Annotated in this window: 9 protein-coding genes; 4 read left to right on the top strand and 5 right to left on the bottom strand. The window is 71.0% G+C overall.

What is annotated here, in order from left to right; translation table 11 throughout:
• Nucleotides 1–35: 35 nt before the first annotated feature.
• Entirely contained in the window at nucleotides 36–1,949 is a 1,914-nt protein-coding gene (locus ACIBK4_RS27680) for a hypothetical protein (protein ID WP_398998648.1), read from the bottom strand.
• A gap of 795 nt (nucleotides 1,950–2,744) precedes the next feature.
• On the opposite strand from ACIBK4_RS27680, the gene ACIBK4_RS27675 reads away from it, so the two are divergent.
• The 4 genes from ACIBK4_RS27675 (at nucleotide 2,745) to ACIBK4_RS27660 (ending at nucleotide 8,070) form a co-directional block, all read left to right on the top strand.
• On the top strand, nucleotides 2,745–3,530 hold the full coding sequence (locus ACIBK4_RS27675) for an IclR family transcriptional regulator (protein WP_398998646.1): 786 nt from the start codon (nucleotides 2,745–2,747) through the stop codon (nucleotides 3,528–3,530).
• Between the two features lie 133 nt (nucleotides 3,531–3,663).
• Nucleotides 3,664–5,736: an FAD-dependent oxidoreductase gene (locus ACIBK4_RS27670; RefSeq protein WP_398998644.1), complete on the top strand. Its 2,073-nt coding sequence runs from the start codon at nucleotides 3,664–3,666 to the stop codon at nucleotides 5,734–5,736.
• A gap of 49 nt (nucleotides 5,737–5,785) precedes the next feature.
• Complete coding sequence (locus ACIBK4_RS27665; protein ID WP_398998642.1) at nucleotides 5,786–7,039, top strand: aromatic ring-hydroxylating dioxygenase subunit alpha; 1,254 nt, start codon at nucleotides 5,786–5,788, stop codon at nucleotides 7,037–7,039.
• Nucleotides 7,036–8,070, top strand: coding sequence for a 2Fe-2S iron-sulfur cluster-binding protein (locus tag ACIBK4_RS27660; protein WP_398998640.1), 1,035 nt, complete (start codon nucleotides 7,036–7,038; stop codon nucleotides 8,068–8,070). The genes ACIBK4_RS27665 and ACIBK4_RS27660 overlap by 4 nt, the downstream gene beginning before the upstream one ends.
• A gap of 59 nt (nucleotides 8,071–8,129) precedes the next feature.
• Here ACIBK4_RS27660 and ACIBK4_RS27655 read toward each other — a convergent pair whose 3' ends face one another.
• The 4 genes from ACIBK4_RS27655 to ACIBK4_RS27640 all read right to left on the bottom strand — a co-directional run bounded on the left by ACIBK4_RS27655 (nucleotide 8,130) and on the right by ACIBK4_RS27640 (nucleotide 12,919).
• The gene (locus ACIBK4_RS27655) at nucleotides 8,130–8,642 is read right to left on the bottom strand and encodes an O-acetyl-ADP-ribose deacetylase (RefSeq protein WP_398998638.1); all 513 of its coding nucleotides are present in this window, start codon (nucleotides 8,640–8,642) and stop codon (nucleotides 8,130–8,132) included.
• A complete protein-coding gene (locus ACIBK4_RS27650; RefSeq protein WP_398998636.1) occupies nucleotides 8,639–10,048 on the bottom strand; it encodes a phytoene desaturase family protein in 1,410 nt (469 codons plus the stop codon). Before ACIBK4_RS27650 ends, ACIBK4_RS27655 begins: the two co-directional genes overlap by 4 nt.
• 110 nt (nucleotides 10,049–10,158) lie before the next feature.
• Nucleotides 10,159–11,001, bottom strand: coding sequence for an inositol monophosphatase family protein (locus ACIBK4_RS27645; protein WP_366429713.1), 843 nt, complete (start codon nucleotides 10,999–11,001; stop codon nucleotides 10,159–10,161).
• A 118-nt stretch (nucleotides 11,002–11,119) separates the two neighbouring features.
• Nucleotides 11,120–12,919, bottom strand: a complete 1,800-nt coding sequence (locus tag ACIBK4_RS27640) for a gamma-glutamyltransferase family protein (RefSeq protein WP_398998634.1) — start codon at nucleotides 12,917–12,919, stop codon at nucleotides 11,120–11,122.
• Between the last annotated feature and the right edge of the window lie 27 nt (nucleotides 12,920–12,946).

Here is a 12,946-nt window from a genome sequence, read left to right as displayed (position 1 = left end):
CCGGTCCCGCCAACTCCCCTCGCGATGGGAAAAGTTCACGTCGCTTCCCCTTCCGTCTTGGCCTTGGCCGTCTTCCCCGACTTCGCCCCGCCGCGACCGCTTCCGCCATCGCCACCGTCCGGGCGGTCCGACCCGCGGTTCTCGAACCTGTCGGTCTCCTGACGCGAGTCGCTCACGTCCCGCCCGGCCGTGGAGGCCTGGATGATGCTGTTGTCGCCGGCCTGGACGATCGTCATGATGTTCTGGACCTGCCGCTCGTACTCCGTCACATCGACGCCCCTGTCCTCCAGGAAGTCCTGGACGGTCGTGAACATGCGCGACTGGATGATCTCGATGTGCCGCACCGCGTCCTCGGACACGTGCATGTCGCTGGTGTAGACGGGCGAGTAGCGCTCGCGCAAGCTCACCGGGAGAGGTTTCTTCGGTACCTTCCTGAACTCCCCCTCGTCCGTGGCCCGTTCCGTGTGTTCGCGCGCGCACCACTTCAGGATCCGCCAGCCGGTGCGGACAAGAACCACGAGATCGCCCGACGCCTGGACGGGTACCTGCGCGAACGTCGAGACACGGCGCAGCAGTTCGGGATCGACAGCCTCTTCCACCTCGTTGAAGAGGGGCGACAGGACGTGCGGACGCAGGACGAAGTGCAGTTCCCGCCCCTCGATCACCGCCGAGGCGAGCGCGGTGACCACCAACTGCCCCGACCAGGTCCCGACCTGCGCGGACAGATACCGACGGGTGGCCACGCCGGAGGCTGTCGCTTCCTGCGCCTGTTCCCAGTTCCGCTCCTCGCCGGGATCACTTCCCGCGGGGTCCCTCGGCAGGCGCACCCACCGCCGGTCCGGCACACCCCAGATTTCGCGAACCCGGCAGGAAAGCGGATGGAACGGCGGCTCACTGACCGTCAGGTCCTCCAGGTCGTCCCGCACCGCCGAGAGCAGTTCCTCGATGGTGAACGCCTCGAAGTCCTTGCGGACGGTCTCGTCCTCCTCGTCCGGCTTTCCCTGCATCTTGATGCTGATGGTGTGGCGGCCCCACGGAGACTTCCCCGCTCCTATGAAGCGCCACTGTGCGGCGTAGTAATCGGATTCGAAGAGTTCGTAGGGCAGCGCGTTCAGCTCCTGCGCCCGTTCGATCATGGCGATCCGGGCGCGTTTGCGCGGTCCCGCCCAGGGTCTGCGGTCCCCGTGGACCCGGTCGCAGGCCAGAGCACGGACGAGCGCGACGAGCCGGTCCACGATCCGTACGGCCAGAAAGGCGAGGGCGGCGAACTCCAGGGCCCGCAACGTCTCGCCTCCCAACTGGCTGGTCGGCCCCAGCACTACCAGAGTCAGCGGGACCAGCAGCAGGGTGAGCGCTCCTGCCCAGGCCCGGCTGCGCCAGCGGCGTCGGCGGCCGGGAAACCGCGCGACCGTCGTCGCCAGCAGACCGGCCACCGCCCACAGGGCAACCCCGAGAGGAAAACGCCAGGCGATCCACGCCAGCACGACCAGCAGGACGGTACGCCGGACACGCCACTGTCTGCGGGCGGCCAGGCAGTGCGCGAGCACTGGCCCCAGGTCGTAGTCGAAGGACGGTACGGCACGCGCGCGGGCCAGGAGCACCTTCCCTATGGTCCATTTGGCGAGCGGTTCACCCAAGGGCGGGCACAGACGCTCGGGCGGCCTGCGCCGGCGGACCGGCCGTGCAGAGGCGCGCAGGGCACGCACCGAGTCGGGGCCGAACCCGTAGGCATGAAGATGCCGCCATGCGGCCCGCACCGGTTCCAGCCGATCGGGCCTGGCGTGCGCGGCGGCGCACAACCGCCGGGTCACCTCCGAGCGTGGGACCGCGGTCACGGCGGCGCCGGACGCCCTCTCCGCGGAACGTTCGACGGGCGGGGGTGGCTTCGCGGTGACGGTGGAGTCGGCGATGGCTTGAAAGTAGCGCTCTCGGCGTGCCTGCGCAGACATGACTACAACGACGCCCTCCCCCGAGAGAGTGCCCCCAGCAGCACGGTGGCCCTCTGCGACGTTTCCCGATACCGGACCCATATGGTGGCGGCCCGCTCATACGGGCACAGCACCGAATCCAGCCGTTGTGGTGGTGGACGGACCGGCCACCGGGGCCGCAGCCGCCCCGCACGAAGCTCAGTCCTGCTGCGCCGCGAACGCCCTGTGTGTCCGCTCGCCGACGTGCACGCACTGACCTCTTCGACCGGGGAACGCGACCGCCTGGCCACCGTCCGTCTCCCCTGCCCGTTCCCGCCGAGGTCCGGAACAGCAGTTCGAGGCTGCCCGGTTGGGCCGGGTGAGCCTGAAACCCTTCGAAGCAGCCGACGGCGAAGCGCTTCGGAGCGATGGGAAACGCTGCGCGGGGCCCTCGCGTCGCACTCGTCGCCGAGGCCGACCGTCCACAGTGCCCAGCCAACGTGATCGCCCCGGAGCGCGAAGTGCTGGAAGACCACGTCGGCTTGCGGTTGGACAATGCCCGGAGGTCCGCGACTCTGATCGCCGACACATCGCGGCCGTCGATGCGGAGTTCGCCGTACGCTACGCCGAAGGTCACTCCGTCGACCGCGTGCGTGATGTGATGCAGTACGACCATGTCCTCGCGGCCCGCGCCCGGCAAGGAACCCCCGCAAGGGAAACGGGGAGTTGACCCCGGACGGTCGTCACGCGACGGCGCACGACTCGGCCGTGACGCCGACCGAAACCAGGTGGCCGGACGCTCGCGGGCGGCCCTTCCCCCTCGACTACCCTTCCGCCATGACCAGCAACGGAAGCCGCCCGCGCGATCACTCGGTGCAGTCCGTCGACCGGGCGGTGTCGATCCTTCAGGTGCTGGCCACGCGGGGGCCCAGCGGTGTGACGGAGATCGCCGAGGAGCTGGGGGTCCACAAGTCGACCGTGTTCCGGCTGCTGGCGACGCTGGAGTCACGGGGGCTGGTCGAGCAGGACACCGAGCGCGGGCGGTACCGCATCGGGTACACGATGGTCGAACTCGCCGCCGGGGCAAGCACGGTGAGCGATCTGTCGCTGCTGAGCCGTCCCGTCTGCCAGGAACTGGCCGCGGCCGTCGGTGACACCGTGAACGTGGCGATCCACGACGGGCACGACGTGATCAGCATCGACCAGGCGATCGGCGCGGCGGCGATCACGAGCATCGACTGGGTCGGCCGGCGCACCCCGATGCACGCCACCGGGGCGGGCAAGCTCTTCATGGCGTACATGTCCCCGGGCCAGGTCTCGGAGATCCTCGCGCGCGGGGTGGAGAAGTACACCCCGTACACCATCGTCGACCCGGCGCCCCTCGCGGCCGCGCTGGAGACGATCCGCGAGCGGGGCTACGCCACCACCAGCGAGGAGCACGAGATCGGGCTGGCCGTGATCGCCGCCCCGGTCCGCGCCCTGGACGGCGAGGTCGTCGCGGCCGTGACGCTGTCCGGGCCGACCTTCCGCATCAACGAGGACACCGTGCCCGGTCTCGCGGAACAGGTGCTGGCGGCCGCCGCGAAGATCTCCTGGCGCCGGGGGCACGTGAAACGCGGATGAGCGCTGCGCGCGCGGCGAGTTAACACGGCGGGCTCTTGACGGGTGGGGATTTCCAGCTCCACCATTTGTTTCGTATCGCGGAGCTGTTTCGCATAGCGAAACCATCCGCCCGGAGCTTTCCCGAGGAGCTGCCGTGCCCTCACTCGCCGCTGTGCCCTCACACGTCCTGGATCCCCTGCTCCAGCCCTTCCGGCTCAAGCACCTCGCCCTGCGCAACCGGGTGGTCAGCACCTCCCACGAGCCGGCGTTCGGCGAGGACGGCCTGCCCAAGGACCGCTACCGGGCCTACCACGTGGAGAAGGCGCGGGGCGGCGTCGGCCTCACGATGATCGGCGGCTCGGCGGTGGTCTCGCCCGACAGCCCGCCGGCCTTCGGCAACCTGCTCCTGTACCGCGACGACATCGTGCCGTGGCTGCGCCGGCTCGCCGACGAGGTGCACGAGGCCGGGGCCGCGGTGATGTGCCAGGTCACCCATCTGGGCCGCCGTACAAGCAACTTCACCGGCGACTGGCTCCCGGTGGTGTCCGCCTCGGCGCTGCGCGAACCCGCGCACCGCGCCTTCCCGAAGGCCGCCGAGTCCTGGGACCTGGACCGGATCGTCGCCGACTACGCGGCCGCGGCGGTCCGTTGCAAGGAGGGCGGCCTCGACGGCATCGAACTGGAGGCGTACGGCCACCTGTTGGACAGTTTCCTGTCCCCCGCGACCAACCACCGCGACGACGAGTGGGGCGGCAGCCTGGCCCATCGCATGGCGTTCCCGCGCCGGGTGATCCGTGCCGTCCGCGAGGCGGTCGGCCCGGACTTCGTCGTCGGCATCCGGATGTCGCTCGACGAGGCGCGCCCCGGCGGCCTCACTCGCGAGGAGGCACTCACCGCCGCCGAGCAGTACGCCGCCGACGGCATCGACTTCCTCAGCGTCATCCACGGCACCATCGAGAGCGACGCGTCCCTGGCGAAGGCCATCCCGTCCATCGGCACCCCCCTCGGGCCGTACCTGGACTTCACCGGCGAGATCAAGCGGCGCCTCTCCGTCCCGGTGATGCACGCGGCCCGCATCGCCGACGTCGCCACCGCACGGCACGCGCTGCGCGAAGGACTGCTCGACCTGGTCGGCATGACCCGCGCGCAGATCGCCGATCCCCACCTGGTCGCCAAGGTGGCGGCAGGCCAGGAGGACCGCATCCGGCCCTGCGTCGGGGCGAGTTACTGCCTGGACGCGATCTACGACTCCGGCGACACCAAGTGCATCCACAACCCCGCCGTCGGCCGCGAACTCCAGGTACCGCACCTCGTCACCGCCACAATCGGCCGCCGCAGAAGGGCAGTTGTGGTCGGCGGTGGCCCGGCCGGACTGGAAGCGGCGCGTGTGCTCGGCGAACGCGGCCACGACGTCGTCCTGTTCGAGGCGGCCGACCGGCCCGGCGGGCAGATCAGGCTCGCCGCGTCCAACCCGCGCCGGGCCGACCTGATCCAGATCGTCGACTGGCGCCTCGCCGAGTGCAAACACCTCGGCGTCGACCTGCGCCTGGGCACCTACGCCGACGTCGACGACGTCCTCGCCGAACACCCCGACCTCGTGATCATCGCCACCGGCGGCCTCCCCAACCGCGGCTTCCTCACCGCCGGCGAGGACCTGGTCTCCGACACCTGGGACGTGATGACGGGCGCGCTGCGCCGACCACTCGGCGAGATCCTGGTCTACGACGACCACGGCGGCTACCCGGCGATGGACGCCGTGGAGGTCCTCACCGCGCTGCCCGGCGTCCGGATCGAGTACGTCACCCCGGAACGCACCCTCGCCCCCGACGTCGGCAGCATGAACTCCCCTGCTTATCTGCGGGCGTTCACGGAACACGACGTCACCACCACCCTCGCCCGGCGGCTGCGCTCCGTACGCCGGACCGGGGACGGGCGGCTCACCGCGACCCTCTACAGCGAGTACACCGAGACGGAGACCGAGCGGACCGTGGACCACGTGATCGTGGAGCACGGGACTCTGCCCAACGACGAGTTGTACGTCGGGCTCCTCCCCGGCTCGACCAACCTCGGCGAGGTCGACCACCGCGCCCTGCTGGCGTACGAGGAGCAGTCGGTGGTCCGCAACGAGGCGGGCGACTACCAGCTGTTCCGCATCGGCGACGCCGTGGCCGCCCGCACCGTGCACGCCGCGGTCTACGACGCGCTGCGGCTGTGTCTGCCGGTCTGAGCGCCACCCCGTCCGCACGTCAACTCCCCCGTCGTACCGGAGAGATGAGATGAAGCAAGCGACCCCCGACGTCGGCGACCTCGTTGCCCGACGTCCCGCCGGTCAGAGCCTCGAAGCCCCGTTCTATGTGAGCGAGGAGTTCTTCGACCTCGACATCGAGGCCGTCTTCGCCCGGAGCTGGCTGTTCGTGGCCGCCGAGGCGGAGCTCCCCGAACCCGGCGACTACGTGACGGTCACCATCGGGTCGTACTCGGTCATCGTCGTGCGCGACGACGACGAGGACGTACGGGCCTTCCACAACGTCTGCCGCCACCGCGGCGCGCGCATCCTCAACGAGGAGCGCGGCTCGGTGGGCAACATCGTGTGCGGGTACCACCGTTGGACGTACGGCGTGGACGGCAGGCTGCTGCACGCCGAGTCCCAGGCACCCGGCTTCGACCCGTCGTGCTTCGGGCTGCGCACCGTGCACGCGCGCACGGTGGCCGGGCTGGTCTTCATCTGCCTGGCCGACGAACCGCCCGCCGACTTCGACGAGGTCGCCGCTCGTATCGAGCCGTACCTCGCACCCCACAACCTGGCGAAAGCCAAGGTCGCCACGCAGATCGACCTGGTCGAGAACGGCAACTGGAAGCTGACCATGGAGAACAACCGGGAGTGCTACCACTGCGTGGGCCACCCCGAGCTCCAGGCCTGCTACTTCCCCATCTACGGCTACCAGGAGAAGGACATCCCGCCCGCGCTGCGCCCCGCCTACGAGCGCTTCCTGGTGGCCGACGCCGAGGCCCGGAAGACCTACGATTCGCTGGGCCTGCCGTACGCCGAGATCGAGGAACTGGACACCCGGCCCACCGGTTTCCGCATCCAGCGCGAACCCCTCGACCTGGCCGGGGAGTCCTACACCCCGGACGGCACGGCCGCCTGCAAGCGCCTGCTGGCGGACTTCCCCACGGCCCGCCTGGGCCGGCTGTCCATGCACCTTCAGCCCAACTCCTGGTTCCACTTCATGGCCGACCACGCGATCACGTTCTCCACGATCCCGCTCGGCCCGGACCGCACCCTCGTCCGCACCACCTGGCTCGTCCACGCCGACGCCGTGGAGGGGATCGACTACGACCTCGACACGATGACGAAGGTGTGGAAGGCGACGAACGACCAGGACGCGGTGCTCGTGGCCCGCGCCCACCAGGGCATCAGCAGCCCTGCCTACCAACCGGGCCCGTACGGCCCGACGGAGGAGCAGGTCGAGGCGTTCGTCAACTGGTACGTGACCCGGCTCGCGGCACACCTGGAGCTCCAGCCATGACCGAGACCGAGGAACTGCTGGTGTGCCGTCAGGTGCATCCGCTCACGCACGACGTCACCACGTTCGTGTTCGAGTACGCCGAGCCCCGGCTGTTCCGGCACGACCCGGGCCAGTTCCTGACGCTGACCCTCGACATCGGCGGCCGGCCGGTCCAGCGCTGCTACACCATCTCCTCGTCGCCCACCCGCCCCTTCCTGCTCTCGATCACGGTGAAGCGCATCCCGGGCGGTCTGGTGTCGAACTGGCTGCACGACCGTCTGCGCCCCGGCGACACCGTGCGGGCGCACGGCCCGCTCGGCGAGTTCAGCACAGCCCGGCACCCGGCGCCCAAGTACCTGTTCCTGTCCGGAGGCGTCGGGGTGACGCCGTCGATGTCGATGACCAGGACGCTGTACGACCTGGCCGACCCCGCCGACGTGGTGTTCGTGCACAGCGCGCGCACCCCGGCGGACATCGTCTTCCGCCACGAACTCGACCTCATCGCCGCGACCGCGCCCAACATCCGCGTGGTCCACATCTGCGAGGAGGACCGCCCGTACGCCCCCTGGGGCGGATACCGCGGCCGCCTCACGATCGAGACGCTCCGGCAGGTCGCGCCGGACTTCCGCGAACGGGAGGTCTTCACCTGCGGTCCCGCCCCCTACATGGCCGCCGTACGGCACATGCTGGCGGACGCGGGCCTCGACATGGACCGCTACCACGAGGAGAGCTTCACCTTCGAGACACCGGCCACGCAGGCCGAAGCCTCGGCGGCCACCGCCGCTGATGCCGGTTTCAAGGTCGAGTTCACCCGCAGCGGCCGCACCCTCGACTGCGACCCCGACACCTCGCTCCTGGCCGCCGCCTCCCGGGCCGGCCTCAGCCTGCCGGCCTCGTGCGCCCAGGGCATGTGCGGCACCTGCAAGGCGACCCTGCTCTCCGGCTCCGTCGACATGCAGCACAACGGGGGCATCCGGCCGCGCGAGATCGCCCAGAACAAGATCCTGCTGTGCTGCTCGAAACCGCTGGAGGATGTCGTGATCGACGCGTGAGGACCATCCCAACTACCCAGGGTTCTCAGGCAAGTTGGGCGGACGGCCACGACCGTTGGTCAGCCGACCTGCCGACCGAACGCCTCGTACGCCGCCTCGTCGAACAGCACGAACGTGACCTCCTCGACCGACGTCTCCGCCGTCCGCACCGTCTCTACGGCGATCCGCGCCGCGTCGTCCATCGGCCAGCCGAAGATCCCGGCCGAGACGGCGGGGAACGCGACCGTACGGGCGCCGAGTTCGTCGGCGACGCGGAGGGACTCGCGGTAGCAGGAGGTGAGTTGGTCCGAGCGGTCCTCCTCGCGGGAGTACACCGGTCCCACCGTGTGGATCACCCACCGCGCGTCCAGCTCACCGGCCGTCGTCGCGACCGCCTTGCCCGTGGCCAGGCCCTTGCCGTAGTGCGAGGCACGGAGTTTGCGGCAGTCGGCCAGGATCGCGGGGCCGCCCCGGCGGTGGATCGCGCCGTCGACTCCCCCGCCGCCCAGGAGTGAGGAGTTGGCCGCGTTGACGATCGCGTCGGCGGTCTGGCGGGTGATGTCGCCCCGGACGAGGGTGATGGTGGTGGTCATGACTGCCTCAGCCTGCGCCATACGGCCTTCGCCGCGTTGTGTCCCGACATGCCGTGCACTCCGGGGCCGGGCGGGGTGGCCGAGGAGCAGATGAAGACGGCGGGGTGCGGGGTGCCGTAGGGAGAGAGGGAGAGCTTCGGGCGCAGCAGGATCTGGAGGCCGGAGACCGCGCCGGTGCCGATGTCGCCGCCGACGTAGTTGGCGTTGCGGGCGGCGAGTTCGGGTGGGCCCGCGGTCGCGCGGGCGAGGACGCGGTCGCGGAAACCCGGGGCGAAGCGCTCCAGTTGGCGTTCGAGGGCGTCCGTGAGGTCGCCGGTCCAGCCGCTGGGGACATGGCCGTAGGCCCAGAAGACCTGCTTGCCGGCCGGGGCGCGGGTGGGGTCGACGATGCTGGGCTGGACGGTGATCATGAACGGCTTCTCGGGGGCGCGGTTCTCGCGGGACGCGGCGCGCAGGGCGGTGCCGATCTCCGTGCTGTCGGCGCCGATCTGTACCGTGCCGGCGGTGCGGGCCTCCTTGGCGGTCCAGGGGACGGGCCCGTCGAGGGCGTAGTCGACCTTGAACACTCCTGCGCCGTAACGGTAGTTGCCGTAGTAGTCGCCGAACCCCGCGATCTTCGCCAGGGCCGTGGGCGAGGTGTCGAAGACGTAGGCGCGGGCCGGGGGGAGGTCGTCGAGGCGCTTGACCTCGTAGTCGGTGTGGATCTCGCCGCCGAGGTCCTTCAGGTAGGCGGCGAGCGCGTCCGAGATGGACTGGGAGCCGCCGCGGGCCACCGGCCAGCCACGCGCGTGTGCCGACAGGGCGAAGACCAGGCCGATCGCGCCGGTGGCGAAGCCGCTGAGCGGGGCCATGACGTGGCCGACGAGTCCGGCGAACAGGGTCTTGGCGCGCTCGTCCCGGAAACGGCTGGTGAGCCAGGTCGACGGGGGCAGGCCGGTCAGGCCGAAGCGGGCGAGGGTGACCGGGTCGCGCGGCAACGCGGTGCGCGGCAGGGACATGAAGTCGCGGACGAGGGTGTCCCACTTGGGGAGGAAGGGCTCGACCAGCCTGCGGTACGCCCCCGCGTCACGCGGTCCGAACGACGCGGCCGTCTCCGCGACCGAGCGCGACAGCACGGCCGCGCTGCCGTCGGTGAAGGGGTGCGCCATGGGCAGCTCGGGGTGCAGCCACTCCAGGCCGTAGCGCTCCAGCGGCAGGGCGCGGAACGCCGGGGAGTTGGCACCGAGCGGGTGCGCCGCCGAGCAGGGGTCGTGCCGGAAGCCGGGGAGGGTCAGCTCCTCGGTGCGGGCGCCTCCGCCCACGGTGTCCCGCGCCTCGAACACGGCCACGGAGAAACCACGCCGGGCCAGCTCCACGGCAGCCGTCAGTCCGTTCGGCCCCGCACCCACCACGACCGCATCGAGCATCGACGGCACCTTCGGACCCCTTCGTCAGCCGATGGCAAACTCGGGGCCAGGATATGCCGCGGGACTGACAATCCCGTGGCCAGCCCGTCCAGTGTGCGGAACCCGTGACCCTACGACCCGCTCAGCAGGTCGATCACGCGCCGGGCGGTGGCCGCGTCCCGGGCCGTCGTGAACGGCAGCGCGTTCCCACCGGTGATGCGGAACGGCTCGCCCGTGAGCGTGAGGTGGGCGCCGCCCGCCTCCTCGACGAGGAGCAGGCCCGCCGCGTGGTCCCAGGCGGCCTCCCAGGAGAAGGCCGTGGCGTCCAACTCGCCCCGGGCGATGGCGAGATACTCAAGGCCGGCCGAGCCGCACGGGCGCGTGCGTACCCCGTCCGTCCACAGGCCGAGCAGGGCGCGCTTCTGGGCGTCCGTCGTGTAGTCCGGGTGGGAGGTGGCCACGTCCAGGTCCCGGGCGGGGTCCGGGGCGCCGGAGCGCAGCCGTACGCCGTCGAGGAAGGCGCCGCCGCCCCGCACGGCCGTGGCCAGTTGGTCGCGGGCGGGGGCGTAGGTCCAGGACGCCAGCAGGACACCCTGGCGGGCGAGCGCGACGAGCGTGCAGAAGCCGGTGTCGCCGTGCACGAACTGGCGGGTCCCGTCGACCGGGTCGACTATCCAGACGGGGGCGTCGCCCTGCAGCGCCTCGTACGTGTACGGGTCGGCGTGCACCGCTTCCTCGCCGACCACGACGGAGCCGGGCAGGAGGGCGCCGAGCACCTCCGTCAGATACAGCTCGGCGTTGCGGTCGGCGTCCGTGACCAGGTCGTGCGGGCCGGCCTTCTGGTCTATCTCGTGCGCGCCGAGCTGCCGGAAGCGGGGCATGATCTCGGTCGCGGCCGCCTTGCGGATCGCTTCCTCGACGTCGGCGGAGTGCTGTGCGAGAAACTCGTCGATGGTTTCGGTGTCTTGGATCATGCCTCCATGAGAGCACGGGTCACTGACAATCCCCACCCGCCCGGTGCACACCGGGTGGAATCACCATGAACACCCGGAGCTGGAGATCACCGGGCGCCGGTCTCCTGCCACGGGCGGCTCAGCGCCCCACGGCGTAGCCCTGCATGCCCCGCGGGTTCGCCGCCGCCGACAGGATCCCCGCCTCCGGGTCCCGGGCGACCGCGCACAGCCGCCCTTCGGACCACGCGTCGCCGACGGTCACGTCATGCCCACGTTGCCGCAGCTCCTCCACCACCGCCTCGTCCATGCGGGCCTCGACCGTCACGCTCCCGGGCCGCATGCCGCGCGGGTAGAAGGAGCCGGGGAAGCTGTCGTTGTGCCAGTTCGGGGCGTCGATCGCGCCCTGGAGGTCGAGTCCGCCGCGTGCCTTCGCGCGCGTGGCGACCGCCAGGAAGAAGTGCAGCTGCCACTGGTCCTGCTGATCCCCGCCGGGCGTCCCGAACGCCAGCACCGGCACTCCGTCGCGCAGAGCGATTGACGGGGTCAGCGTGGTGCGCGGACGGCGGCCCGGGGCAAGGGAGTTGGGCAGACCGGGCTCCAGCCAGGCCATCTGGAGCCGGGTGCCGAGGGGGAACCCAAGCTCGGGCACCACCGGGTTGGACTGCAACCAGCCGCCACTGGGCGTCGCCGCGATCATGTTGCCCCACCGGTCGACGACATCGAGGTGGCAGGTGTCGCCCCGGGTACCGCCGTCGGCGCTCACCCCCGCGACGGTCGGCTCCCCCGCCCCCAACGGGTCGAAGCCGGACTCCTTGGGCGCCACCACGCGCGCGTGCCCGCACAGCCGCGGAGCGCGCCCGCCGGGACTCCCGGGCCGCAGCTCGTACGACGCCTTCTCGCCGATCAACTCCCGCCGCGCCCCGTTGTACTCCGCCGACAGCAACTCCTCCAGGGGTACGGCGTCCTCGCCCGCGTCCCCGTACCAGGCCTCGCGGTCGGCCATCGCGAGCTTGCAGCCCTCGATCAGGAGATGGACGTAGTCGGCGGACTCGTAGGCGGGCAACTCGGCCGGGAGCAGAGCCAGTTGCTGGAGGAAGGCCGGGCCCTGGCTCCAGGGGCCGGCCTTGCAGAGCGTCCAGCCGTTCCAGTCGTAGGTCGCCGGAGCCTCGTAGGACGCGGCCCAGGAGGCCAGGTCGGCGGCCGTGAGGGTGCCGGTGTGGCGCTCGCCGCTGGTGTCCTTGGTGGGCCGCCCGGCCTGCCGTACGAGGGCCTCGGCGATGAACCCGGAGCGCCACACCTCCCGCGCGGCCTCGATCTGGGCCTCCCGGTCCCCCGCCCCGGCGACCTCGGCAAGGAGTCGCTTCCAAGTGGCGGCGAGGGCAGGGTTGCGGAACAGCTCGCCGGGCCGGGGTGCCTTTCCGTCCAGCAGGTACACGTCCGCCGACGAGGTCCACTCCGTCTCGAACAGCTCCCGTACGGCCTCGACGGTCGCCCCGACGTTCTCCACGCACGCGTGGCCGTCCTCGGCGTACCCGATGCCGTACTTCAGGACGTCGGCCAGGGGCTTCGTGCCGTAGTCCCTGAGGAGGAGCATCCAGGCGTCGAAGGCGCCCGGGACGGCCGCCGCGAGGGGCCCTGTACCGGGTACGAGATCCAAACCGAGTGCCCTGTAGTGCTCGATTGTCGCTCCGGCCGGGGCGACGCCCTGACCGCACAGCACCCGCACCTCCCCGCCCACCGGGGCGAGGAGGATGGGCACCTCACCGGCGGGTCCGTTGAGGTGGGGTTCCACGACGTGCAGCACGAACGCCCCGGCGACGGCGGCGTCGTACGCGTTGCCGCCGTCCTCCAGGACGGCCATCGCCGACTGCGAGGCCAGCCAGTGGGTGGAGGACACCATGCCGAAGGTGCCCTGGAGCGTGGGTCGGGTGGTGAACATACGGAAAATCTACAGAACGGCGGAATC

The organism is Streptomyces sp. NPDC050528 (assembly GCF_044457795.1).
In the GTDB taxonomy this organism is placed as follows: Bacteria; Actinomycetota; Actinomycetes; order Streptomycetales; family Streptomycetaceae; genus Streptomyces.
The sequence above is the reverse complement of the archived record's forward strand: the minus strand, read 5'-3'. Positions and strand labels throughout refer to the sequence as shown.